The sequence below is a fragment of the Streptomyces sp. NPDC029956 genome, assembly GCF_055574655.1.
In genome coordinates, this window is the sequence record NZ_JBVHZJ010000092.1 from 1 (window position 1) to 24,632 (window position 24,632).

General features: G+C 66.0%; 23 protein-coding genes and 2 pseudogenes. 15 read left to right on the plus strand and 10 right to left on the minus strand.

From position 1 onward, the window contains the following. The first annotated feature begins 796 nt into the window (after positions 1–796). Both ACZ4XX_RS38510 and ACZ4XX_RS38515 read left to right on the plus strand, forming a co-directional pair. Positions 797–2,587, plus strand: a complete 1,791-nt coding sequence (locus ACZ4XX_RS38510; protein WP_453565883.1) for an endonuclease/exonuclease/phosphatase family protein — start codon at positions 797–799, stop codon at positions 2,585–2,587. A gap of 382 nt (positions 2,588–2,969) precedes the next feature. Beyond that, complete coding sequence (locus ACZ4XX_RS38515; RefSeq protein WP_374119793.1) at positions 2,970–3,365, plus strand: transposase; 396 nt, start codon at positions 2,970–2,972, stop codon at positions 3,363–3,365. On the opposite strand, the gene ACZ4XX_RS38520 is transcribed toward ACZ4XX_RS38515, so the two are convergent. Continuing rightward, the gene (locus ACZ4XX_RS38520; protein ID WP_453565889.1) at positions 3,340–3,618 is read right to left on the minus strand and encodes a hypothetical protein; all 279 of its coding nucleotides are present in this window, start codon (positions 3,616–3,618) and stop codon (positions 3,340–3,342) included. The two genes, ACZ4XX_RS38515 and ACZ4XX_RS38520, sit on opposite strands and share 26 nt — an antisense overlap. Before the next feature lie 563 nt (positions 3,619–4,181). On the opposite strand from ACZ4XX_RS38520, the gene ACZ4XX_RS38525 reads away from it, so the two are divergent. The 4 genes from ACZ4XX_RS38525 to ACZ4XX_RS38540 all read left to right on the plus strand — a co-directional run bounded on the left by ACZ4XX_RS38525 (position 4,182) and on the right by ACZ4XX_RS38540 (position 11,409). After that, positions 4,182–10,382 (plus strand): DNRLRE domain-containing protein, encoded by a 6,201-nt coding sequence (locus tag ACZ4XX_RS38525; protein WP_468512470.1) that lies wholly within the window; start codon positions 4,182–4,184, stop codon positions 10,380–10,382. Between the two features lie 53 nt (positions 10,383–10,435). Continuing rightward, a complete protein-coding gene (locus tag ACZ4XX_RS38530) occupies positions 10,436–10,669 on the plus strand; it encodes a hypothetical protein (protein ID WP_453565895.1) in 234 nt (77 codons plus the stop codon). Further along, positions 10,666–10,860: a hypothetical protein gene (locus ACZ4XX_RS38535; RefSeq protein ID WP_231076785.1), complete on the plus strand. Its 195-nt coding sequence runs from the start codon at positions 10,666–10,668 to the stop codon at positions 10,858–10,860. The genes ACZ4XX_RS38530 and ACZ4XX_RS38535 overlap by 4 nt, the downstream gene beginning before the upstream one ends. A gap of 264 nt (positions 10,861–11,124) precedes the next feature. After that, the gene (locus ACZ4XX_RS38540; RefSeq protein ID WP_231076784.1) at positions 11,125–11,409 is read left to right on the plus strand and encodes a DUF3027 domain-containing protein; all 285 of its coding nucleotides are present in this window, start codon (positions 11,125–11,127) and stop codon (positions 11,407–11,409) included. Positions 11,410–11,416: 7 nt separating this feature from the next. Here the strand turns inward: ACZ4XX_RS38540 and ACZ4XX_RS38545 are convergent. After that, a pseudogene (locus tag ACZ4XX_RS38545) lies at positions 11,417–11,680 on the minus strand (IS630 family transposase); the annotation flags it as partial. Between the two features lie 103 nt (positions 11,681–11,783). Here ACZ4XX_RS38545 and ACZ4XX_RS38550 point away from each other — a divergent pair. After that, positions 11,784–12,161: a hypothetical protein gene (locus ACZ4XX_RS38550; RefSeq protein ID WP_468512471.1), complete on the plus strand. Its 378-nt coding sequence runs from the start codon at positions 11,784–11,786 to the stop codon at positions 12,159–12,161. A 21-nt stretch (positions 12,162–12,182) separates the two neighbouring features. Here ACZ4XX_RS38550 and ACZ4XX_RS38555 read toward each other — a convergent pair whose 3' ends face one another. Together ACZ4XX_RS38555 and ACZ4XX_RS38560 are read right to left on the minus strand one after the other, a co-directional pair. Then, positions 12,183–12,815, minus strand: a complete 633-nt coding sequence (locus ACZ4XX_RS38555; protein WP_468512472.1) for a hypothetical protein — start codon at positions 12,813–12,815, stop codon at positions 12,183–12,185. Positions 12,816–12,973: 158 nt separating this feature from the next. Continuing rightward, positions 12,974–13,225, minus strand: coding sequence for a hypothetical protein (locus tag ACZ4XX_RS38560; protein WP_468512473.1), 252 nt, complete (start codon positions 13,223–13,225; stop codon positions 12,974–12,976). A 107-nt stretch (positions 13,226–13,332) separates the two neighbouring features. On the opposite strand from ACZ4XX_RS38560, the gene ACZ4XX_RS38565 reads away from it, so the two are divergent. From ACZ4XX_RS38565 to ACZ4XX_RS38575, 3 genes are all read left to right on the plus strand, one after another. Beyond that, entirely contained in the window at positions 13,333–13,953 is a 621-nt protein-coding gene (locus ACZ4XX_RS38565) for a hypothetical protein (RefSeq protein WP_468512474.1), read from the plus strand. Positions 13,954–13,960: 7 nt separating this feature from the next. Then, positions 13,961–14,122 (plus strand): hypothetical protein, encoded by a 162-nt coding sequence (locus tag ACZ4XX_RS38570; protein WP_468512475.1) that lies wholly within the window; start codon positions 13,961–13,963, stop codon positions 14,120–14,122. Between the two features lie 250 nt (positions 14,123–14,372). Continuing rightward, complete coding sequence (locus ACZ4XX_RS38575; RefSeq protein WP_468512476.1) at positions 14,373–14,615, plus strand: hypothetical protein; 243 nt, start codon at positions 14,373–14,375, stop codon at positions 14,613–14,615. On the opposite strand, the gene ACZ4XX_RS38580 is transcribed toward ACZ4XX_RS38575, so the two are convergent. From ACZ4XX_RS38580 to ACZ4XX_RS38605, 6 genes are all read right to left on the minus strand, one after another. Continuing rightward, positions 14,587–15,204, minus strand: coding sequence for a VanZ family protein (locus ACZ4XX_RS38580; RefSeq protein ID WP_468512477.1), 618 nt, complete (start codon positions 15,202–15,204; stop codon positions 14,587–14,589). The two genes, ACZ4XX_RS38575 and ACZ4XX_RS38580, sit on opposite strands and share 29 nt — an antisense overlap. A 92-nt stretch (positions 15,205–15,296) precedes the next feature. Next, entirely contained in the window at positions 15,297–15,686 is a 390-nt protein-coding gene (locus tag ACZ4XX_RS38585) for a hypothetical protein (protein WP_468512478.1), read from the minus strand. Between the two features lie 213 nt (positions 15,687–15,899). Further along, entirely contained in the window at positions 15,900–16,445 is a 546-nt protein-coding gene (locus ACZ4XX_RS38590) for an SUKH-4 family immunity protein (protein ID WP_468512479.1), read from the minus strand. Between the two features lie 44 nt (positions 16,446–16,489). Next, positions 16,490–18,016 (minus strand): WXG100-like domain-containing protein, encoded by a 1,527-nt coding sequence (locus ACZ4XX_RS38595; RefSeq protein ID WP_468512480.1) that lies wholly within the window; start codon positions 18,014–18,016, stop codon positions 16,490–16,492. Between the two features lie 129 nt (positions 18,017–18,145). Next, positions 18,146–19,579 carry a WD40 repeat domain-containing protein gene (locus ACZ4XX_RS38600; RefSeq protein WP_468512481.1) on the minus strand — a complete coding sequence of 478 codons (1,434 nt, stop codon included), beginning with the start codon at positions 19,577–19,579 and terminating at the stop codon, positions 18,146–18,148. Positions 19,580–19,794: 215 nt separating this feature from the next. Continuing rightward, positions 19,795–20,724 carry a nucleic acid/nucleotide deaminase domain-containing protein gene (locus ACZ4XX_RS38605; protein ID WP_468512482.1) on the minus strand — a complete coding sequence of 310 codons (930 nt, stop codon included), beginning with the start codon at positions 20,722–20,724 and terminating at the stop codon, positions 19,795–19,797. Between the two features lie 179 nt (positions 20,725–20,903). Here ACZ4XX_RS38605 and ACZ4XX_RS38610 point away from each other — a divergent pair, with 179 nt between their 5' ends. From ACZ4XX_RS38610 to ACZ4XX_RS38630, 5 genes and pseudogenes are all read left to right on the plus strand, one after another. Further along, a complete protein-coding gene (locus tag ACZ4XX_RS38610) occupies positions 20,904–21,479 on the plus strand; it encodes an SUKH-4 family immunity protein (protein WP_468512483.1) in 576 nt (191 codons plus the stop codon). An 88-nt stretch (positions 21,480–21,567) separates the two neighbouring features. Beyond that, positions 21,568–21,843 (plus strand): annotated as a pseudogene (locus ACZ4XX_RS38615) (SUKH-4 family immunity protein); the annotation flags it as partial. A 77-nt stretch (positions 21,844–21,920) separates the two neighbouring features. Beyond that, positions 21,921–22,511 carry a replication initiator gene (locus tag ACZ4XX_RS38620; protein ID WP_468512484.1) on the plus strand — a complete coding sequence of 197 codons (591 nt, stop codon included), beginning with the start codon at positions 21,921–21,923 and terminating at the stop codon, positions 22,509–22,511. Next, a complete protein-coding gene (locus ACZ4XX_RS38625; protein WP_468512485.1) occupies positions 22,511–22,735 on the plus strand; it encodes a helix-turn-helix domain-containing protein in 225 nt (74 codons plus the stop codon). Before ACZ4XX_RS38620 ends, ACZ4XX_RS38625 begins: the two co-directional genes overlap by 1 nt. Continuing rightward, positions 22,735–24,042: a tyrosine-type recombinase/integrase gene (locus ACZ4XX_RS38630; protein ID WP_468512486.1), complete on the plus strand. Its 1,308-nt coding sequence runs from the start codon at positions 22,735–22,737 to the stop codon at positions 24,040–24,042. Before ACZ4XX_RS38625 ends, ACZ4XX_RS38630 begins: the two co-directional genes overlap by 1 nt. The last annotated feature ends 590 nt before the right edge of the window (positions 24,043–24,632 follow it).

Consider the following 24,632-nt stretch of genomic DNA (forward strand, 5'->3'; position numbering starts at 1 on the left):
GACACGAGGATGAAGCAACCGGCGACTCAAGGACCTTTGTGGGAAAACGGAGACTTCCCCCCCAGGAAGGGTGGGGGGGACACACCCCCCCACGCCCGCATGACTCGTGAGGGGATCGAATGGTTGTACGCCGCCTTGGAAGACGACCCCGGAGCAGAGCACGGTCCGCTGGTGCTGGAACGTGACACCGGACTTGAAGGGGACGTCCACCAGGCCCGAGGTGGCGTAGTAGCGGCCCGCGGCAGGTGGTGAGGGCGTACAGGTCCACCCGGCCGTCCCGGCTCTGGTCGCCGAAGGGCGCGAGGTGGGTGAACTGCTGCCAGCCGCCGCCGATCTGGCGGCGGGAAGCCGAGGCCGCACGGATCCAGAAGGCCCGTCAAAGCGCCGTCGGTCATCAGGCCGGCAGGCTCATCACCGAGGCACATCGTCACCCACTCCACGAGTGCGTGCGGCAGGTCGAGTGCGGCAGGATGGACGACCAACGAAGCCCCCGAGCAACGTGATTGAGGTCTCAAACACCTCGATCAACCGCCCGGAAGTCTCGCGCGTTGCGCCTGAGAAGGCTTCCGCATACCGCTCGGCAAGCTCGATCAGTCGAACAGGGACCCGTTTCGGGTGATCGTTCCGCCGTCTGGCACGGCCACAGACCGACGACCGTCACTGAACATCCCCGACAGGAGGAGCCTCGGCGGACCCGGGTGTCACAGAGCGTACGACCCGTCCGGCTGGGGGCATGTCTCAGCGTGGTAGACATTGTTCTCCCCGGCTAGCTGCCAGGGGTTTGACAAGGAGTCATGTGAGAACGTTCAAGTCAGGTTTGGCGTTTCTGGGGAGCATTGCTTTCTTCCTCGTCGCCAGCTTTACCGGCGCGCCAACCGCGCTTGCGAAGGATGTCGTGAGCGCGAGTACGTCGCCGCCGCTCAGGTTTTCCACCTACAACATATGCGGCAACTACTGCGTCAAGGCCGATGATTCCGGTATCCGAGTCAGCGCGGTCGTCGCGGAAACCGATGCGGCAGGCTGGAAGGCCGACGTCGTATTCGTGCAGGAAATCTGCAAGTACCAGTATGACCAGATCAGAACGCAGCTGACCCCAAGGGGGTTCAGTGGGCATTACGTCCCCACTATCGCGGCAAATAGTTCGATCTGTTTGAATAAGAACTCCAGCTACGGAATGGCGGTGTTCGCCAAGGGAGCGATTCACGCCGATGCCACTTGGCAGTCGGCAGCAGAGAGCGATGGCCTTGCCGAAGTCAATCTGCTGAGTGGTACAGGCGTCGAGACCGAAGGCATCACGAGCCCCTGCATGAGGGTCTTCGTTCAGCATCGTTCCACCTGGGTCTGCTCGGTCCACTTGTGGTGGCCGAAGGACAGTACTGACACTGCAGGGGTTGCCGCACGTGACACGAACGCAAGAATTCTATATCAGAAGGTAAAGGAGTGGCAGGACAAGGGTGTTCCTGTCATAGTCGGCGGCGATTTCAACGGTCAGCCCTGGACGGATGCCACTAAGCCGTTCTATTCGCCCGAGGCAGTCAGCGCCGTCCGGGGGACTGGTGCGATGACCGAAGTCGACGAGACGGACGCGGGGGAATTCCAGGGCTCGGGCGTATGCGATGGTGCGACTCGGTGTCGTTCTGGTGAGGTGACTCACGATGGTAGGCCGACGGGAAGCCTTAGGAAGATCGATTACATCTTCGCCACCTCAAGCTTCTTCAAGGAGGTCCGCGGTGACGTTCAGGCCAGGGACGTGAGCATCTCGGATCACTCTCTCCTGCGAGGAACGGCACGCTGGGCAGACTGCGGTCCCGCCGAACCGACGGCCTCGGCCCTCTTCCGTGTTGATGCTTCAGGCGCACTGTTCCGCTATGCGAGCCACGGCAATGGCACCCTCGCGCCGGCGTGCAAGGTCGGCTTCGGCTGGGGCAAAATGAGCCAGATCGCCCGCCAGGGCAGCGACCTCATCGCTCTGGACCAAGCCGGCGCCCTGTGGAGGTATCCTGCCGACCCCACGACAGGCGAGTACTCCGGCAGTACTCGCGTGAATCTGGGCAGCGGCCTCAGCGGCATCACTGCCATGCTCACGCCCGGCGACACCGACGGCGACAACACCCGCGACCTGCTCGTGCGCAACTCCCTAGGTCAGCTCCTGCGCTATCCGGGCACAGGCACAGGCGGCTACAACCTCACCGCTCCGGTCACACTCAACGCGCCTGCCTCAGGGCAGACCTGGAATCGGTACAAGCTTCTCGTCGCTGCTGGAGACTTCGCTCGCAGCGCGGCGGACAAGCCCAGCCGTCCCGACCTCATCGGCATAGACAACGACGGCAAGCTCTGGCTGAACAGGGGCAACAGCGACACCGACAACTACGACACCGCAGCCGACATTGGACAGGGCTGGCAGGTCTACACCGCCCTGGCGGCCCCAGGGGACCTCAACAGCGACGGCAACCCCGACTTGGTCGCCCGGGACGAGACGTCAGGCACCCACGGCAAGCTCTGGTACTACAAGGGCGACGGTGCCGGCGGATACGCCCCCAAGGTCGAGATCGGTAACGGTTACCCGAAGGACGAGCCTCTCTTCTAGCCTCGCCGTTTCGGTTGGGGCTGGTCCGGATGCTGGCCGACACGCGAAAGTGCCTTCCTGAGCTGGGACGATAAGCCTTGTCTGGAAGTTTCCGCTTTCCGTTCAGCAGTCTTGATGATTCGAACAGGGTTCCGTTCCTGTTCGGGTGATCATCGCGCGGTCGGCGCATGAAGGAAGGGCCTCCTGGTAGCTCGGGGTTGCGATCCCAACCGAGCAGCACCAGGAGGCCCTGTTGTCGCAGTCTTCCGTGCCGAAGCCCTCGGGGTCCAACTCGGTTGCCCGGTCCTGTGATTGCTTCGCGCATCAGTACGGGAACGCGGCCGACCGTGCCGGGCGTGTGCCCGTCTATCCGTCCGATCTGACGGATCAGGAGTGGGCAGCGGTGCGTGATCAGCTGCCCGTGCCCGTGTGGATGAACGGGAAGGGCGGACAGCCGGAGGGCTACTGCCACCGGCAGATGATCGACGCGATCCGCCGGGTGTGGGCCGCTGGCGGCTACACCGGCCGCCTGGTCGACTGGGCCAAGGAGACGCTCCGGCTCACCCTGGAAATCGTCAAGCGCAGCAACGACGCGAGGGGGTTCGTGGTGCTTTTGCGGAGGTGGGTGGTGGAACGCACGCTGAACTGGCTGATGCGCTCACGCCGCCTGGCCCGGGACTACGAGAGCAGGCCCGACAGCAGCGAAGCCGCCGTCCTGTGGTCGATGACCATGCTCATGGGACGCCGCCTCGCCCGCCACCGGCCCCCAAACATCACCCGGCCGCCCGCCGCCGGATGAACACCGCGGGACGTTCCTCGGCCAGCCAGCTCCGTTCCACCAGCCGCTTCGCCTTCGTCCGCGTTCCCTCGACCTTCACCGGCACCACCTCAAGCCCCAGCCCTCCCGCCAGCTCCGCGGCCCGCAGTCCCCTCCCACCCGCCTCCGCCTCCAGCAGGCCCACCAGCCGCTGATAGTCCGGCGCGAGCGCCTCCACTGACAGGCCCTCCCGCCAGTGCGGCACCACCGACCCCGCCACCGGGACCTTCACCACGGCCGGCGCCGCCCCCGGCGGCTGTCCGGCCCTCCGGCTCCGACGCGGCCAGGGCCTCGGCCAGCTCCCCACGGGCGATGACCCGCCGCTCCAGCACCGCCTCCGCCTCCACGAGCTCGGCCCGCACCCGCTCCGCCTCCGCGCGGAGTTCTTCGACCCGAACCAGCGCGGCCCTCTCACGCGCTTCCAGCAAGCCCATGGCCGAAGCCATCGACAACCTCCGTGCATCCCCGATGAACGTGACGGCCCGACTCTCCCTCGATGCCTCGGGGTTCATGCCTGACCAGTAGAAACCCACCGACCACGTCCGGAAAGGCAACGGCTTCTCACCCGATCAGTGGCCACACTGCAAACGCTCAGTGACCGCTCCAGAATGAGTTGAGCTGCGGGTCTGCGCCGAAGGGCAAGGGTCTCCACTGACAAAGTGTCACAGATCACTCAGAAAACCGGAACCTTGGTTGCCGGTTTGTACGATCTTCATGGCGTCTTCGATCTTTTCTTCTCCCGTACGTTCATGGTTGCGCCACAAGATGGTGCGTCAGAAACGGGAAGATTGAGGATTTATGAAGATTCGCATACCTGCTCCGGAGGAGCGGGGGCAGCTCTGGTCTGGGGAAGGTTTACGTCATATCGCAGGCGGAGTCGCCCTGGCCTTGGCCATTACGGTGCTGGATGGCGCGGGCGCCGCGATGGCGGCAGAGGCCAAGACGACGACGGCAGCCACCGAGACCGACACGGCGTCCGTGACCTCGGCCGCGGACATTCTGTCGGCCCGGGTGGCGGCGCGGCTCTCCGGCAAGCGCGTCGAAGCGCTTTCGGAGCGTACGGAGACGTCTACGACGTGGGTGAATAGGGACGGTTCGCTCACTACGGAGATGGCTGCCGGACCGGTCCGGTTCAAGGACCGGGTCACCGGTGACTGGCACGACGTCGACGTCAGCCTCACCACCGGGACCGATGGCTCCGTCACGTCGAGGGCACACCCCCGCGGGCTGCGGCTGTCCGGCGCGACGGGCACCCGTTCCACGTCCTTGAGGGCTGCTCAGCAAGCGCCCGCGACCGATCTGGTCACCCTTGGTACGGGTGAGGAGCAGATCACCCTCCAGTGGCGGGGCGGGCTGCCCGCACCGAAGCTGGACGGCACCCGTGCCACCTACGTGGACGCGGTGCCCGGCGCGGACGTCGTGGTCGAGGCCACCCGTACCGGCTACGAGCAGTTCGTCGAGCTCAAGGCCAGGCCCGCCGCCGACGGTTTCTCCTACACCCTCCCGCTGCGCACCAAAGGCCTGAAGGTCACCCAGCAGCCGGACGGCAGCGTGCTGTTCACCGACCAAAAGTCGAAGAAGACCGCGACGATGCCGGCCCCGGTGATGTGGGACGCCACCGTCGACAAGGCCTCCGGTGAGCACACCCACCGGGCGAGGGTCGCCATGAAGGTCGTCAAGGTCAAGGGCGGCGTCGACCTGGTCATCACCCCGGACGCCGGATTCCTCGCCGACCCGGCCACGAAGTACCCGGTCACCGTCGACCCCTCCACCTCGACCCTGGGCAACCTATTCGACGCCTACGTCCAGCAGGGCGAGACCGTCGACTGGTCGGCTGACACCGAACTCGACCTGGGCAACCCGGGCACGAAGAACGGCGACGGCACCTGGCGCACCGCCCGTTCCTTCATCACCTGGAACACCGCACCGGTCGCCGACGCCCTGGTCTCCAGTGCCACCCTGTCGCTGTGGAACTTCCACTCCGGCAACACCGACTGCACCGCCCAGCCGTGGGAGGTGTGGACGGCCAACAACGCCTCCACCGCCTCGCGCTGGACCAACCAGCCGGCCATGGTGACCAAGATGGCCACCTCCACCCAGACCAAGGGAAGCCCGTCCTGCTCCGCGCAGCCCGACGGGTGGATCACCGCCAACGTCACCGACCTGGTCCAGCACTGGGCGAACAACAAGTGGGCCCAGGCCGGCATGGGTCTGAGGGTCACGGACGAGAACGACGCCAAGGAGTGGAAGCGGGTCAACTCCGCCAACGCCGCCTCCAACGTCCCCAAGCTGACAGTCACATACAACTACCGGCCGCGCACGGGCACCAAGCAGGAGGCGGGCCCGCCGTTCTTCTCCTACGGCGGCGCCTACGCGGTCAACACGCTCACCCCGACGCTGCGCGACACCTTCGTCGACGCCAACGGCGACAAGGTCAACGGCACCTTCCAGATCTTCGACGCCGCCACCGACACCCAGGTCGGCAACGTCATCGTCTCCCCGTGGGTGAACTCCGGCCAGGTCGCCTCCGTGACCGTCCCCGCCGGCGTGCTGGCCAACGGCAAGACCTACAAGTTCCGCACCAACCCCTACGACGGGACCCACTACAACCTGGGCTGGTCGGCGTGGAAGACCTTCACGGTCGACACCGCCGCACCCGTCGCACCCACGGGCGTCACCTCGACGGACTACCCCTCCACCGCCTGGGTCAAGGGCGCGGGCCAGGCCGGTAACTTCACCGTCACCCCCAACGGCACCGACCACAACTGGCTCGAGTGGTCGCTGGACGGCGTGACCTGGACCAAGGTCGCCACCGGCGGCTCCACCACCGCCAAGGCCGTCACCGTCACCCCGCCGAAGAACGGCACCCACACCCTGCAGGTGCGGCAGGTCGACAAGGCCGACAACAAGTCCGAGGCGGTCGAGTACACCTTCCACGCCGGCCCCGGCGGCTTCCTCCAGCCCAGTGAGGGCGAGCGCACCGCCCGCCGTCTGCCGCTGGTCGCCGAGGCCGACGGCGCCAAGTACGACAAGGTCTCCTTCTCCTGGCGCCGCTCCGAGGCCGACCCCTGGGTGACCGTCCCGGCCGGACAGGTCACCTCCGGCGGCACCCCGCTGACCGCCTGGCCGGTCCCGCTGGTGAACGGCAAGAACGCGCCCCTGGTCTGGAACGCTACCGACACCGTCAACCCCGACGGCACCGTCCAGATCAAGGCCGACTTCACCGGACCCAACAGCGCTACGGGTTCCACCCAGCCCCTGACCGTGATCGTCGACCGCAACGCGAGCGGCGCAGCCACCGAGGAGGTGGGCCCCGGTTCCGTGAACCTGCTGACCGGCGACCACCAGCTCTCCGACAGCGACGTGTCGGCCTTCGGCCTCTCCGTCACGCGGACGGCGTCCTCGCGCGATCCCCTGAAGGCAGCGAGCCAGGAGGGCCAGGCGCCGATCTTCGGCAAGGAGTGGGTCTCCGGGACCGTCGCCGAGGCGACCGAGTCGGAGTACTCCCACATTCGCCGGATCTCCGACACCGCTCTCGTGGTGGTCGGCACCGAGGGCGAGGAGACGTACTTCACCGCCAACGGGGCGAAGACCGGCTGGATCCCCGAGCCCGGTGCGGAGGCGCTGACCCTTGCCGGCAGCGTGACCGGTTCGTTCACGCTGACGGACAACGAGGGCGCGGTCACCGCGTTCACCAAGACCGGCACGGGCGCCACCACGTGGCAGGTCTCGTCCACGCTGCTGAACGGAATGGCCAACTCCACCACCACGGTGGTCTCCGAGAGCGTGACTGTCGACGGCAAGACGCTGGCCCGCCCCAAGCGGGTCATCGCACCGACCTCCGCGGCGACCGCCGCCACGTGCACGGCGACCCCCGCCACCAAGGGCTGCCGGGCACTGGAGTTTGTCTACGCCGCCACCACCACCGCCACCCCCACCGCTTTCGGTGACGTCACCGGCCAGGTGAAGGAGATCCGGCTGTGGTCCACGGAGCCCGGCGCCGCGGCGGCCACCTCAAAGGCCGTGGCGATGTACCTGTACGACGGCGACAGCCGACTGCGACAGGCATGGGACCCGCAGATCAGTCCGTCTCTGAAGACCGAGTACGGCTACGACGCGGCGGGCCGCGTCACCGGCCTGACGCCGGCCGGTGAACTGCCCTGGACCTTCACCTACGGCACGGCCGGCAACGCGGCGACCGCCGGCGCGGGCATGCTGCTGAAGTCGTCTCGATCCGGCCTCAAGCAGGGCAGCAAGGACGTCGAGGAGTCCACGGCCGTCACGTCCCTCGTCTACGACGTACCGCTGACCGGCACCACCGCCCCCTACGCGATGGGAGCGTCCGGTGTGAAGGCGTGGGGGCAGCTGGACGCCCCGACCGACGCTACCGCCGTCTTCCCCGCCGACTCGGTCCCGGCCTCGCACTCCGGCTCAGGTCTCGCGGCCACCGCCTACACCCGCGCCACGGTCACGTACCTGGGCGTCTCCGGCCGTTCGGTCAACACGGTGGAACCGGGCGGGTACGTCGACACCACCGAGAACGACCGCTTCGGCAACACCGTGCGCAAGCTGACGCCGGGCAACCGGGTCGTCGCGCTCGGGACCACCGACGCCGCCAAGGCCGTCCAGGCCGACCTCGGCATCAGCCACCTCAGCAGCTCCGACCGCGCCGAACTCCTGAGCACCCGGTCTCACTACGACGAGACGGGTACGCGCCACCTGGAGGACCTCGGCCCGCTGCGCCGCACCGAGCTCACCACGGATCTGAAGTCCGGCACCACCCTCCTCGTTCCGTCCGGCACCTCGGTGACGGCCCGGGACCGGATGGTCAACGAGTACGACGCCGGGCGCCCGACCGACGGCACCGCCAAGATCAAGGACCAGGTCACCAAGGCCACCTTCGGAGCCCAGGTGCGGGAACATCCCGCCGTCCTCGGCGAGGCCCGTGCCACGCAGACGGTCTACGACTGGGCCAAGGGACTGCCCATCCGGACGATCAAGGATCCGGGCGGCCTCGCCCTGACGACGGCCAGCGAGTACGACGACCAGGGGCGCATCACCAAGCAGTTGACGCCGGGAGCCACCGGCACGGACGCCGCGACCCGCGTCACGACGTACTGGTCCGCCACGGGCACCGGCACCTGCCAGGGCCGTCCCGAGTGGGCCGACCTGGTCTGCTCCACCGGCCCGGCCGGCGCCGTCACCGGCGGCACCAACCCGGCGCAGCTGCCCACGTCCCAGACCGAGTACGACTGGTGGGGCAACGGCGCCAAGGTCACCGAGACCGCCAACGGCGTCACTCGCACCACCACGACCGCGTACGACCCGGCCGGTCGTCCCACGAAGGTGACCGTCACCGGCGGCATCGGCCAGACCGTGCCGGAGTCGACCACCCAGTACGACCCGGCCACCGGCCGTGCTGTGAAGACCGTCTCACCGACCAGCGGCACGCTCATCAAGGCGTTCGACAAGCTCGGCCGCGAGATCTCCTACACGGATGCCGACGGCGGCGTGACCACGACCGAATACGATCTGCTGAACCGGCAGGTCAAGGTCGTCGACAGCACACCGTCGACCGTCACCTACACCTACGACCACGCCGCCGAGCCGCGCGGTCTGGCCACCAGTGCCACCGACTCCGTCGCTGGTGTCTTCCAGGCCACGTACGACACCGACGGTTCCATCAGCAGCGAGAAGCTGCCCGGCGGCTACACCCTCACCGTCAGTGAGGACACGACCGGTGCGCCGCTCGGCCGGACGTACACGCGGGACGCCGACGGGACCGTCGTCGTCTCCGACACCGTCACCAGGTCCGTGCACCGTCAGGTGACCACGCACGCCGGCTGGTCCGACCAGGCCTACCGCTACGACGCCGCCGGTCGCCTCGTCACCGTCGAGGACACCGCGGACACCATCTGCACCAGGCGGAGCTACGCCTTCGACGGGCGCAGCAACCGCACGTCCCTGACCACCGCAGTCGGCACCCCCGGCACCGAGTGCCCCACCACCGGAGGCACTTCCGGCAACCACACCTACGACAGCGCGGATCGGCTCGTCGACGCAGGCTACGTGTACGACGCGCTCGGCCGCACCACCGCCCTGCCGGGCGGCACCATCGGCTACTACGCCAACGACCTCGTCCACCAGCAGACCGCGAACGGCGAGCGCCAGACGTGGACCCTGGACGCGGGTCTCCGATTCCGTGGCTGGAAGTCCGAGACCGGAGGCGGCACCACGTGGAGCCAGACCGGTTCCCGGGTCAACCACTACGACGGTGACGGCGACAGCCCGCGCTGGATCACCGAGGACACCACCACCGGCGCGCTGACCCGCAACGTCGAATCGGTGTCCGGCGACCTGGCGGCGACGACGAGCAAGACCGGCGACGTCGTCCTCCAGCTCACCACCGTCCACGGCGACGTCGCCCTCCAGCTTCCGCTGAACGCCGGCGAAGCCCCCGTCGTCCTCGACAACGACGAATACGGCAAGTCCCGAAACGGACGTCCGGATACCCGCTACGGCTGGCTGGGCGCCAAGCAGCGCTCCAGCGAGACGCCCAGCGGTCTCCTCCTCATGGGCGTGCGTCTGTACGACCCGGCCGTGGGACGGTTCCATTCGGTCGACCCGGTCTACGGGGGCAACGCGAACGCGTTCGAGTACTGTGACGCGGACCCGGTCAACTGCGTCGACCTGGACGGGCGCGACGGCGGCCTCCAGGAGGCGTACGGCCTGGAGGGGCCGGAGAACCTGAGCAGGAAGGAGAAGGACGCCTACTACAGGAAGAACGCCGGCAAGTCGTACGACCGCTCTGACTACAACAGGGCGATGCAGAAGATCAAGAAGAACCAGAAGTACAACGGACAGCGGAACAAGCAGAAGCGGAAGAGCCACTACAAGGCCAACCGCAAGGTCGGCAAGGCCGTCATCCGGATGATGCGGTGGACCAAGCGCTTCTCCTTCCGCTGGGGCTGGCGCATCGTCTACTTCCTTCCGTCCTGACCCCCTACCCCGGAGGAACGATGGCTCGAAGGAGCCGCAACCACAAACGAAGCATGAGAGCCGCGAAGCAGGACATGTGGACCACTCATCACTTCAGTCTGAGCACTCCCGCCGGTAGCGGCCAGGACGTCGCTGCGCTGCTGCACACCGCGGCGGACAGAATCGAGAAACTAGGCGGAAAGTGGGACGTCTTCGCGGTTGACGTGGGAGGGCTGGACTCGGAAGACCCGGGTTCGACTGCCTACATCACCGTGTTCACCAACCCGAGCAACCGGAGCAGCGCATGAGTGCCACGGCAACGAACGCATTGCGTATCGTCGTGCACGGAGCCGAGGACGACGCAAGCCCCGTCCCTGTGCTGCGCGCGGCTGCCGTGTTGGTCTCTGAAAGGCCCGAGCAGCAAGTCCTGGACATGACGTTCGAATACGACGTCTTGAACCTCCGCTGGAAGGGTTCCTTGTACTTCGCCCAGAAGTAGAAGGTCAGTAGGAAGCGAATGCAGGAGGGCCAGGCGACCACGTGCCGCTTGGCCCTCTTGCATACTCGGTGCGGCGGGCGAGCTGGGCGACCATCGCCGAGCGGTACAGAGCGCCTCCCTTGGAGGCGTCGGCCTTGGTGAAGAAGACTGTCACCTCCTCTAGTGCCGCATCAGAGAACCTTCGCCCTGTTTCTCGGTGAGAGGATCACTGGCGTGCGCCGGGATTGAAGGTCTCGGGTCAGACGGGGCGGGGAGGCATCGGGAGTGGCTACTGGTGAGCCTTGGACGGGCGAGGATCGAGATCACAACGATCGCTGCCATGCGCGCTGGCTCGCGTTGTTGAACCGCTCGACGGTCCAGCCTGACTACCGGGACGAGTGGTATGACGCCCAGTGCGGAGGATGCCGCTTCTGGATCGCGTTGAGCGGGGAGCTCGGCCAGGACTACGGGGTGTGCAGTAACCCCGCCTCGTCATTCGATGGCCGAGTGCGGTTCGAGCACGATGGCTGCGAGAGTTTCGCCGCTCGCGCAGACGGCTCGTTCGGGTAGCGGCCGGTCAGGCGACGTTGGCTCTGGCCATGACCTTGCGGAGGCGTTCGTCGGCGGCGTGTTTGTTCCGCCAGATGATGTAGCGGCGGATCATGCTGCCCTGGGCGTTGTGGCTGGGGTGGTCGGTGCCGTCCAGGGCGAAGTAGCGCAGGGCGGTGAACTGAGCCTCGATGCGGTTGAGCCAGGAGCTGTTGGTCGGGGTGTAAGCGATCTCGGCGTTGTTCTCCGCGGCCCAGGCACCGACCCGCTGGCACCGCTTGGTGGTCAGGTGAACCTGGCCCCCGGATGCGACACGGCCGTCGTTAAGATCACCTGCGCATGTACGAACGCATCAGCCTCGGGACGGCATGATGCGCAAAAAGGGGAGGGATCTTATGGCACGATTCGGCCGAGTTCCGAGTGCTCTGGCGGTTGCACTGTGCGCCGCACTTCTGCCTGCGGCTGCGGCGCAGGCAGAAACGACGAGCGCGAAGACCTACAACATCTGGCAGTGGAACGTGGGCGGCAGCACGATCCATGGCGGGAAGTCCGACACCGGCATGGTGGACGGGGCCGTGGCCTCGATCGTGAACCGCAACGCCGATTTCGTAGCCTTCAACGAACTCTGCAAGGGACAGTGGGACACAACAGCCGCCTGCCGTGAACGGTCAGGCGGGCATTACGGTGGGACACGAAGACCTCCGTGCGGTGTAGTCCTAGACACCTCCACCACACCGGAGGTCTTCGCCATGATCAAGCCCGGTAAGCGTTAACAACGTTCGTGATCAATACACCTAGCCGGTGACCCTGTAGTAGAGGGCTGTCTCGCCGGTGGCTTCGCTGAGCTGCTGGGCCATCTCTTCGACGATCAGGTCGGCGGCTTCTGGCGCGATAGCGCCCTCGACGTATACGGCCCACGTACCTGCGAGTTCCCACGAGACCGAGACCAGGGTTGCTCCTGTACGGAAGGAATGATCGCCCTCTGCCTCGACCGGCTCGCAGAGCAGTGAGCGAGGTTGGAAGAGGGTGGCGTAGTCGGTCCCAGGCATCGCGGGCCAGTCGTTCCCGCTGGCGGTGCTGATCGTGTACTCAGCGTCGATGGGGTCATGCGGACGCTCTTGAGTGGAGGACTCGGCGGAATACTGTGCGAAGTCGTAAGGCATCGGCTCGTTACCGTCCACCACCCAAGGGGCGGGATACCGGGCGTGACATCCAGTGCACCGAGCGACGAATGTCCCGATCTGTGGGTTCGTCATGATGCTGTAGTTCGACGAGGGCAGCGCGCGCAACACGTAGCCGTTTGCGGTCGTCTCAAGCGCTGGCCATTCGGGGGAGCACTCACATGGTTTGGTCTTCGTGAACACCTCGCCGTCAGGTGTGTTGCGGGTGTTCCTGAGTGTCGTGAAGAGCTTCCTGAATGGCCGCACGAGGCCTCCTTCCGTGACAAACGAGCGCTGATCCTGCGGGCCCCGTGAGCAGGAGAGGGTACCTCTGAGGCGAGCCGAGCAACTCATGCAATGTCAGCAGCCGGCGGAAGAGGCGCCTGCCCGGTTGATCTCTCGCCACATGATCACCTGGGTTGCACCTACGCGGCCACGGGGTCGCGGACGGCGTCGAGGAGGCGGGTGAGGAGGTCTTCCGTGAAAGGGGTGCCGCGGTGGTCGATGTCAGCGCCGGGGGCCAGGCCAGCCAGGTAACTGTCGCGGTCGGTGTCGGGCAGGTGGGCGCGGCAGTTGGTGTGGCCGGGGACATGGATGCCGCGGCAGCCGACGGGATCGGCGGGGTGGGCGCCATGGGCGCAGTGTTGCCAGGCCGGTGCGGTCGGGGGTGTGTTCATGGGGTGAGGGCTCCAGGAGGGAAGATTGCCGGATTGCTGCGGGGCGGGGTGGAGGTGCGAAGTCGGCCGCCCGAGAGGCTGCGGAGATCGCGGCCGAGGCTCAGCGTGTGGCAGCGCTATGGACCGTACGGCAGGTCCAGATCGCGCAGCTCGTGAGGAGTGCCAGCGGCCTGCGCCACGCCTGCAATCGCCTCTGGATCGCCAGAAGCGAGGGGCTGGAGGCTCAAATCGGTCTCAAGTCGGAGGAGTTGGCACTGCTGTGGGCTGAGGCCCGTTTGATAGCCACGGAGGATGTTGTCTCGGCGGCAGGCAGGTTGGCTGCGGAGGCCATGGCGTTCGAGGAGCTAACTATGCAGTTTGCACCGGTCCTGCACGCGAGGAGGAGGCTGGATAGGTACGTGCCGGACGGGGGCTCGGAGCAAGCCCTTGCGGTGACAGGAGCGTTGGAGATGCGAGATGAGCATCCCGACGTGCGCGCGGAGATGTTGAACGCCGCTGCGGAAGGATCGCTTTCCGTAGCGGAGGTCTATCCTCTCATTGCTCACGGCCACATACCCCTCGAAGAGCTTGCGGACCTTCGGGACCAAGCTCAATGGGGCTGCTTGGATGCTGAGAACGCACTCGTCGAAGAGACCCGCGCCATGCTGAGGTCCAAGGAGGACGCCCAACCAGTGGTGTCTGGGCAGCGTCGCTGGTTGCGGCGAGTATCACTGTCGCGTTCGGCATGATGTGCCGGTGAAGTACTTCGAGGAGAACCCTGAGATCTTCGCCGCCCTGGTCGCCGCCATCGCCATCCTCGGCGGCCTCCTCGGCAGCGTCATCGGCGCCAAGATTCAGGCCAACGGGGGGGCGGGATCAGGCTGCGACGGCCAGGGAGGCGGCTCAGATCGCGGCTGAGGCTCAGCGGGTCGCTGCCTTGTGGACGGATCGGCAGGTTCAGGTGGCCGAGTTCATCCAGGGTGCTCGCGAGAGATGGCGCTCTGCGTGGGCGCCTACCGTAGCGACGACGACGCTGGGAACCTGAGTGATCGCGTAGAGGCCGCATCCAAGGCGCTGATGTTGCGTGAAGCGGAGATCCAGCTCATCGCCCCCGCGGCAGTAGCCTGGACGGCGCCCGCGCCGCTTGAGCTACTCCGGCACGTTGGCGATGAATCTGTCGAAGCCGACGATGACGGCGGAGGGCATCGCTTCACCGCCAGCGGGTCCTCTGGATGTTGTGGTGCTGCCGACGATGACCGCGCAGATGTATACGGACGCCAAGGGCACTCTGGACGTGATCGCGGCCCCCACCGTCGAGATCGTCGCTGAGACGCGGGCTTTCGGTATCCGTGTCAGCACCCCCGAGCGGGAGTCGAGAGTGACTATGCCGCGCCGCGGCGCGAGTGACTGAGCGTGTCGAGGGGTGCCCCTGAACGGCTGCGGCGACGCTGAGGGCGCCGCCTCCTTCCGGCCAAACGGGCTGCTGCCCAACCCATGAGCAATCCGGCGAGCGCTCCGGTGGTATTGAAGAGCACATCGTCAACGTCGACAATGCGCCCAGCGTTCATGACGAGTTGCACGATCTCGATGCCCAGGCTCAGCCCAAAGCATCCAGCCAGGACCCGCAGTCCGGAGAACGCCCGCCTTTCTGCCGCTGCGTACCAAAGAATCGCAAGCGGCACGAACATGGCGGCATTGGCGATAGACGTCGCGCTAGCCATGCGCCGCTCCATCGCATGCATCGCCGCACTCTCCGGGCCAAAGAAGGCGCCGCCAACCGAGAGCGAGACATGCCTCGTCCCAGACCCGGGCAACTGAGTGGGCATGAGGGTGGCCACGAGCACAACAGCGAGACTTACCAGGAACAAGAGGCGCGCGACTCTTCCACGCTCCACCGGGGCGGAGTCAATCCACCGGGTCAGGAGTACCGACACCACGGCAGCCGCAAGTACGAACAACGAGACGCTAAGCGGGTTGACATACAGGACGATCTGCCACATGTTCTGACCTTTTCTACTGCTCGTACATGCGTCGTGCTTAGCGCTTGGCCGCGCGGCCTGGGTGGGAGCGCGGCCAAGCGTCAGGGCCTACCTCAGCAGCGCCACTGCGAAATGTACTTGTTGCCTCCGTGCTCCATGATGGCCCGGATGCAGACTTCAGTATCCATGATGGTGTACCGGGTCAGCTCCGCGTAGCCATTCTGGGTCTTCTTGTAACCGATCCAGGCTGTCCCACTCATCTGGCCGGTACGCTCGATCTTGGTCTCGACTCCGAGCCTGACGGTGATTTCACCGTTTGCGCCGTAGCGGGCGTAGGACGCCGTGTACGTACCGGTGTTCGGAACCGGCCCCTTGATACGCAGGTGGCCGTTGGTGAGCTGCCCGCAGCCGTTGGGAAGTGCAGCGCTTGCGGCCGGAGCCACCACAACACCTCCGATGACGAATGCAACCAATGCCATCAGGACGCTCAACAGACGCTTCATGCGTTTCCTCTAAGACCGTGTCCTATGTGGTGGGGAAGCGGCGGGAGCGGGCCTTTCCGACGCTGGCCTCGCGTGCGACCGCGGCCATGGCAACACCGAGCCTGTGGGCGGCCTACAGGTGGCGGGCGGCAGCCAGGATGTGGTCGTGATTGCGACGAACAAGGTTTCCGCCTTGGGGCGCACTGTTGCGGTCGTCGACTCCTGATCTTTCGGTCAGGCGGTCCAGCTTGCTTCCAGAACATCGTCTGTGATGCGTGACCACTGCGATTCTTCGTCTCCGAATGGGAGTGGGTCGAACAGGTTGATCTGGTTCTTGAAGCGGGCCTCCAAGAGGTCGAGGTCTTCTGCCTCCTGGCAGGCGATGGAAAAATCCTCGAACGCCATGACGGAATATACGAGAGATTCTACGTCGCGGTTCAGCTGTTCGTAGTCTTCGAGAGGGGTGCCTTCAGGGAAGGCATAAACTTTTCCGTCCGCCGGATCCAGGGCGATGATCATGTTTTGGAACCAGCCGATCTCCAGCCATGCTCCGCATTCTTTCGGAAGTTCCCCGTCCTCATCGGAGAACCTGTCCGCGAGGTTGATGGGGTCACCTTCGGTGCGGGACATGAATTGTTCGCTATGAGGCAGTCCGACCGCGCCGAGGAAGGCAGCTGTCTTTTCGTGCAGTGGGGGAAGATGGTCGTATCGGGGGAAGAGGTTGATTCCTGTGATGCCGAATCGGATGATGAGTTCGGACATGGTCACTGCAAAGTTCATCGCTGCCTTACCTCGGATGATGATCCAAGCCTGCCGAAAGAGGTTCAGTGCCCGTGGGCGGCCTTCAAGTCCTTAACATATTGCTGATGTTCTTTGTCGCGCAAGTGACGGGGCACGGATTGATCATAGTCGTTTACATGTCGCACGCTGGTTCCGGGGAAGTGTTTGTCTAGCCACCGGTCGCACTTTGGAGTCTTCTGGCATGGTTCTCGCTCGGTGAAGACCTCCGTGAGGCCGGATTGCTTTCCGTTGTGCATGATCGGGTATCCGATGGAGCGCTCTGAATGTGTCCCCTTGGGGTTTTCGCTGTAGCCGACGAGAATGCTTTCGCCGCGGCCGTCGGGGTCGATGTAGCGGCCTGCGGCGTAGTTGCTTCCGCTGTAGTCTTCACGGCTGTAACGAGCCAGCTGGGTAGCTTGCGCGAGGGGGTCGTTTTCCGGGTCGCTGATCTTCTGTGAGACGACTTTGTGAGGGTGCGTGTTCGGGACCTTCGTGTCGTCCTGATCGCGCCGGGTACTGGGCCGCCATGCCTTTCCGTTGTCAAGGATGCCGTCGAGCCTGTCTTTGTCGACGCTGTCGAGTGGCTTCGTATCGCCGTCGGGCAGCAGCCTCTGCACGGTTCCGTCTGTGGCGAGCAGGTAGGTGCGGACATCGTCATCACTGTCTCCGCACTCCTTGATTTTCTTCTTCTGCTCGTCCTCGTTGTCCTTGTGGCTCTTCTTGCTGGTGTCGATCTTGCCGCCATGGTCCTCGAGGGTCTTGACCATCTCGTCGGCCTTCTTGTCGACTGCGTCTTCGGCCTTGTCCATGACGGTGGCGAGCTTGTGGAACCTGCTGTCCTTCTTCACGGACGTCTTGCGTCCGGCTCCGCCTTGTTTGAACTCACCCTTCTTCTTGTCGAAGTTTTCCGCGGTCTTCTGGTAGCCGCCGGCGGCTTGCTCGAACTCATCGAGTTCGATGACGAGGTCCTGAGCCATGTCCGCGCTGCCTGAGGGCATCACGTCGTAGGTGCTGCCGCCGAGGTGGCTGGAGAAGAGCTTCTCGATCTCTGCGAGGATCTTTCCCTCGATCTTGTCGGTGACGATCGCGGTGATCTCGCCGATGGCGTAGTCGATGGCTTCCTGGATGATCAGGCGGGCGGCGGCGATGGCGGCGGCGGAGAGCAGTCCGCTGAGGCCGGCGGTGAAGATCATGCCGACCACGCCGGCTGTGGCGGTCGCGGCGGTCGCGGTCAGTTTGCCGATGATCGCGATCTTGCAGGCGACGATCAGGTCCGCGCAGTCGTCCAGGGCTCCTGCCAGGTCGTCGGCGCCCTTGGAGAAGGTGGCCAGGTCTCTGGTGGTGAGCTTGCCCCAGCGCCGGTCGATGGCCTTGACCGTCTCGCCTTTGCTCTTGCCGGCGACGATGTGGGAGCAGGCGTTGTTGCCTTCCTTGACCGCGTCGCGGATGCCGTCGGCGAGTTTTCGGTAGTCCTTGGCGGAGGCTTTGACCTCGTCCTCGTCTATCTGGGGCCAGTCGACGCCGATCAGGTCCAGGACCTCGACCAGGTCGTCGGGCAGCGTCATTCCCATGGTGTTCCCCCGTCGTCCGCTGTTGTCTTCACCCTCCCCAGCGGCTGACCGTGAGTCAACTTCGCTTGCGCGAAGCCTCTGTGTACTGGGGCGGTGCCGGTCTGGGTGTCGTGTGCTGTTGCCGGTGCGTCATTGAAGAGGGGTGAGGCAGGTAATCGCCTCATCCATCCCGATGAAGAGGCGGCCTTGCGTATCGAGGGCTACGGCCTGAACTGGCGGTCCTGGCCTGAGTGTTTGCTGTCTGCCGGTTTCCCATTCGGTCCACTCCACCAGTCCGTCGGCCCAGGCGACCGCGGTGGTCTGCCCGTGCGCGGTGACAGCCGCGTCCAGGGACAGCACTGCGCAGGCACGTTGTATGAGGGCCCCGTCCATGGGTGCACGGCCGGGCGACCAGATGTTCACTGATCCGTCTGCTCCACCGCTGTAGATCAGCGGGGCGGTCGGGGCTCCTTGTGCGACGGGGAGGCTGATGGCGGCCAGTGCGGTGACCGGGCCGTGGTGGAGTGAAGCGGATGTGGTGATGTCTCCTACCGTCCGCACGGTGCCGGTGATGTCTCCCAGGGCCAGGGTCCCAAGGCTCGCGCCTGCGGCGTAGGTGACGGCTGTGCTTCTCTGTGTCTTCTGCCCGTGCATCAGGTCTGTCAGACGCTGGGCATGGGTGGGGGTGTCGAGAAGCCCTTCGATCCCGGATCGTTCCGGTCGCTTGGCCCAGGCAGGTTCCGCGCGCAGAGAGCCGTTCTCGGTGAGGCAGAGCACGGTGCCGTCCGGCAGGACCGTCATCGCCGTGGGCCGGCTTCCGGTCACGCAGACGCGTCCGTGTGCTGTCGCGTCAGCCACTCCCACGGCCTTGACCGCGTCGTCGACACCGGCCGTCAGCAGGCAGTCGGCCAGTGGGCCCCGGCCGGTGGCCAGAGTCGTGACTGGCCCCGGCCAGGGAGGAGCCATGTCTCCACTCACGCGGCTCCATTGCAGGCGCCAGCCCGTGCCCGATGACAGGTCTGCCAGGGCAGGAGCGTACCGAGGATCCGCGCGGTCCCCCAGGACGCTGAGCAGGGTCAGGGCGCGGCTTGCCGCTGACTCTGCTGAGGTCAGAGCTTGGCCGGCCCTGAACCAGGCGGCCTTGAGTCCTCCGTGGTCCGCGAGAGCGTCGGCTTCGTAGGCAGCTGTCACGATCCACGGGTCCGCTTCGCAGACGGCCGCGGGGTCGGAAAGGTTCACGGCTGGTTGGTGCTGTCGGGCAGGCTGCGGCAATCCGGGATGCGTGGCCTTCCATCGCTCAAAGCGTTTGGGGTCTCTCCAGCGTTCCAGGTCGAGATCGAGCTGCGCGCAGTCGGTCTCGGAGAGCCGTTGGTGTGCGGGGCTTCCGGTGCGGGATTCCACGATGATCCGTACGTGCGGGATCCGGGAGAGGCTGACGGCCAGAGTGGCCGTCGGGTCGTCGTGGAGGTCGGTCAGGACGATGACCGTGCGCCGGGTGTCGTGTGTCAGTGCTTTCAGGAGTTCGTCCGGGGCGCGGGCCACCAGGCCGAGCTGAGTAGCGAGCGACCATGCCGTGCCGGACAAGGTTTGTCCTGCCCAAGGGACGACTGCGTGGACGGCCCGCTCGGTGGGTGTGCCGGTCTGTGTTCCGTGGTGTACGAGCCAGGCGAGGAGTTCCGATTTGCCGCATCCTGTTGTTCCGGACACGAGGCACAGGCGTGGGGCGTTCGGGTCGGCCATCCATCCCAGTAGTGCTGCTGCTGCGGGCTCCCGGCCGGCGGCAGGGCGGTCCCAGTGCATCAACGGCGCTTTGCCTGTTCAGCGGCGTGGATGATGAGTTCCTTGATGCCTTCCTCGCGGGACTGGGCGGTGCTGCCGTAGTCGTAGCTGTGGGTGAACTGGGCGTGGGGGAAGGTTGCCTGGAGCCAGACGGCGCAGTAGTGGCCGGGCATGAGGCAGGGTTCGAGCTCGCAGTACACGCGGCGTACTTGTTCCGGCTTCACGCCCTGCTGGGACAGGCGGCGCCAGATGATCTCCTCCGGGTGCGGTTGTCCGGGGCCGGTGGCATCGGTCATGACCTGCCGTGCATCGGTGGTGTCCAGGTACTCGAATGCCGCAGAGAAGGGGAAGTTCAGGGTGTGGCGGACGTCGTCGAGAACCCGTGGCCACCACGACTCCCGTTCGGTGAAGGCCGGCTCGTCGATCCTGCGCAGTTCGGTGTTCAGCTCGCGCAGGACAGCGGCGGCCTGTTCCAGTCCGGGGGCCACGGCGATCTGAGGCAGGGCACGGTCCAGGGCCAGCAATGACGCGCCCAGTGCCGAGACGTCGGTGTTGACGAACATGTCCTCTGCGACGTCCTGCAGGAAGACCGCCTGGACGGCGCCGTCGGGGCGCACGCACAGGCGGGCCTGGCCGTCGGTGCCGATACTCGGCCAGCTTTCCATCGCCTCGTGCGGTCTGGGCATCGAGGAGTGCGCGGCAACGACGCCCAGGGTGAGGGGGTCGAGGGCATCCGGTGCTGTGAAGTAGCGGGACACGACCTTGGGAACGCCGCCGTTCTCCAGGAGATCCTGAGTCGTTGCAGGCAATCGGGTGCCGATGAGACTGGCACGTTCGAAACGCCGAAGACCCTCGCGGCCGAAGTGCTCGACCAGCGCGTCGTGGCGCTCCGGATCGTGGGAGGGCATGGAAACCTCGCAGTACAGGCTGACAGACAGAACAACGCACACGACCATATCCGTGGCTACAGACACCTCCCGCACGGCTGCGTGGGCGCTTATGGAGGACTGGCCGGATCCAATTGATGCCGGCAGGCGCCGGGGCGGGCTTCTCGCAGAGGGCTGGCGCCTCCGGGAGCAGGGCCGCGTATGCCTGCCTCTGGCAAGTCGCCGTCCTCTATCGTCGTCGGGTGACGACACATGATGGCTGGGCGTCTGACCAGGTTCTGAGCGCGTTCGGGATCATCGGCGTCACCTATTTCCCCCGCCCCACCAGCAGCCGCATGCACCCCGGCACGGCCAGGTTCCTGGCCACCGTGGGTCTGCCGTCGAGCAAGCTGTTCTCCACCAAACTCGACCTCGACTCCCCCGACCAGCTCGAGTGCCGACCCTCCCTGCAGGCCACCTTCGGCGCCGAAGGCGCCGTCCTCCCCGAGGGGACCGAGGAGTGGGAGGTCCTCGGGGAGTTCCAGTACGCCACCGTCGCTCTCGATCCCCAGACCGGCCAGATCTTCTCGTTCGCCGAAGGCGAGGAGTTCTACGTCCCCATGCATCAGGACGTCTCCTCGCTCGTCCACACCCTCACCGTCGTCGAGGCTGGTCTCGCCGAGCTCAAGAGGCTCCCCCGTGACGCCGACCAGGGACGCGCGGAAGCCGTAGAAACTCTCCGCGAGAGCATCACCTGGGTCGACAAGACGCCGTTTGCCAGCGAGGACGGCGCTTGGTACAGGTTCTTCGAAGAGGTCGCCCTCGGCATGTGGGGCTGACGCGCTCGCTGCGGCAGACCGCGGTGTTCCGGTGTGAGCGGTTTCAGAAGCTGCACGGGGCACAAACTATGGAGTAGGGGCCAGGCCAATGCAGTTCACTGTAACTCCCCAGGGTGTGACCAGCGTCTACGGGCTGGACGGCGTGACCTACTTTCCGTGCAGCGGATTCACCGGTCTCGACGCGCGCACCGCCAGCTTCCTGAGCACCGTCGGACTCCCGACATCGGAGCTGTTCACCTCACGCATGGACATCGAAGCCTCCTACGGCCCGGACGTGGACGCCATCACACTCGGCAGCCGGTTCAACCACCACGGCCTCCAGTGCCCTCTCGAGAGCCGCTCGTGGTGGAGCTTGGGCTACCTGTTCACCTCGCTGCTCGCCCTCGACCCGCAATCCGGCAAGATCTACGCCTTCCCCGAAGGCACGGTCGACTACATCGAGTGCGCGAGATCGCCTCCTTCGGCACCGACGCCGAATTCACCGACCAGGCCGTGGCCACCTACGTGGCCAAGTACGCCACCAAGTCCGCCGACGCCTCTGGCGCCCTCGACCACCCCCTCCTCTGCCGCCCCTGCCAGGGACGCGGCGCCACCCTCCTGCCCCACGGAACGCCGCTCCCGTGCACCGCGTGCGATGGGACCGGACAGGCCCGCCCGCTGACCCGGCTCCCCGTCACCCGGCACGTCCGGAAGATGATCCGCACCTGCTGGGAGCTGGGCAAACTGCCGGAGTTCGCCCACCTCAAGCTCCGGAAATGGGCACACATGCTCGACTTCCGGGGCCACTTCTCCACCAAGTCCCGCAGCTACTCCACCACCCTGGGCACGCTGCGCGACGCCCGCCGCACCTGGCGCACCAAACAGGCCCGCGCCCACGCCGACCTGCCCGACCTCGACTCGACGACCACGCTCGTCGTCGGTCGCTGGGACTACCTCGGCTCGGGTTATAGCCCCGGCGGCGCACTCCTCACCGCCCACGTCTGGCACCGCAAGGAACTGGAACGGCAGTTCGCGGCCGAAGGGGGCTGTTGATGGCCTCGCCCCCGCTCACTGTCCTCCACTCGGAGGCAGCACCGGCGTTGGATCTGCTCACGGTGCCCCAGGTGATGACCCGTCTCCAGCTCGGCCGCTCCGCCGTCTACGACCTCCTCCGCACCGGCCAACTTGCCTCGATCACCCTCGGCCGCGCCCGCCGCATCCCCACCCACACGCTCACCGACTTCATCCGTGCCCGCCTCGAACAGGAAGCCGCCTGATGACCACACCCCGTGACGCCCCTGCCTCCCGCCGCGTCCGCGCCAACGGCGACGGAACCGTCTACCAGCGCAAGGACAGCCGCTGGGAAGCCGCCGGATACGTCCTCGCCCCCGGCAACACCCGCAAGCGCATCCGCGTCTACGGCACCACCCGCAAGGAAGCCCTCGCCAAGCTCACCGAGAAGATCGCCGCCAGCAACCGCGGTATCCCCGCCCCCTCCGCCCAGGGCGGCCTGGCCGCCTACCTGACGTACTGGCTTCAGAACGTCGCCGTCCACCAGCTCCGCGAGAACACCCACACCCGCTACACCGCCGTCACCCGCCTCTACCTCATCCCCGGACTGGGCAAGAAGAAGCTCGCAAAGCTCACCGCCAAGGACGTCCGCACCTGGCTCAACCAGCTCCGCACCACCTGCCAGTGCTGCGCGCGCGGCCTCGACACCGCCCGCGATGAGCCCCTCTGCTGTGCTGCCGGAAAGTGCTGCGCAAGGCGGCTCTCACCGCTGACCCTGGCCTACGTGCACTCCGTCCTCAAGTCCGCCTTGGAGCACGCCGTACGCGAGGAGGAGATCCCGCGCAACGTCGCCCGCAACGTCCGCACCGGCACACCCAGACCCCGCCGCTTCGAACCCCTCACCGCCGACGAAGCCCGCAAGTTCCTCACCGCCGCGAACGGACACCGGCTGCATGCCCTGTTCGAACTCGCTCTGCACACCGGCCTCCGCAAGGGTGAACTCCTCGGCCTGCGCTGGGAAGACCTCGACCTCGCCGCGGGAACTGCTGCAATCCGCCGCACTCTGCAGCGCACCAGTACGGGCGGGCTCACCACGTTGCCCACCAAGACCCGGGCCTCCGAACGCCGCATCGCCCTCCCCACCCGCTGCCTCCAGTCGCTGAAGCACCATCACGAACAGCAGCAGCACGAGCGCGACACCGCAGGCACCATGTGGCAGGACAACGGGCACGTGTTCACCACGCCGCAGGGAAGAGCGATCGACCCGACCAACCTCACTCGGTACTTCACCACCCTCCTCCGCAAGGCCGGCCTCCGCCGCATCCGCTTCCACGATCTCCGTCACTCGACCGCCACCCTCCTCCTGGAGCAGGGCGTCGAACTCGTCGTGATCAAGGAACTCCTCGGCCACGCCCACATCGGCGTCACCGCCACCGTCTACGCCCATGTCCGGCTCCGTCTCCAGCGCAAGGCCATCGACTCGCTCGGCACCGCGCTCGATGTTCCGGCGAACGACACCTCGCTCAGTCCCTGTGGCGGCGAACCGTGTTCCACCACCACTCTCGTCCGCTGACGTTGCCGTCAGCTACTGCCGTCAAGACCTCCTCACACATCACTGCCGCCCCACCGGATTCGTCTGGTGGGGCGGCAGTGAGACTTTCTCTATTCAGCTATCGGTCGACATCCTCAGATTTCGACTCGGATTCCACCATGCGAGAAATCGAGCAAATCAGCTGAAATCTCGACCACGCCTCCCTTAATTGATTCCCAGGGCCGAAATCCGGTGATCGGTAGCGGACTTCCAGCGCCCCAGGAATCCCAGGATTCATAATGGCCAGGGCGCCCAATTGTCGGGCCATAGGGGCCGACTCGAACCGGGTCCGGAATCGATTCCTGGATCTCGTTCAGGAGCTCGCGCACTTCCTCCACGCCAGCCCCCTGGGTTCGACTCCAACAGCCTAGCCAGGAGACTGGAGGGATTGATTCTGCGGCCCGAACGCAGACCCAGGCTCTATCAGCAATCTCCCCGTCCCCTTGCAAGACGTAGGCCGTGAAGTGCGCAGAGGTGCTTAGACCGTGTCCTATGTGGTGAGGCGGTGGAGCCGCTTGTAGCAGCACAATGCTGCGGCGAGGCCGAGGAATGCCAGGTAGTTGCGGGGGTGG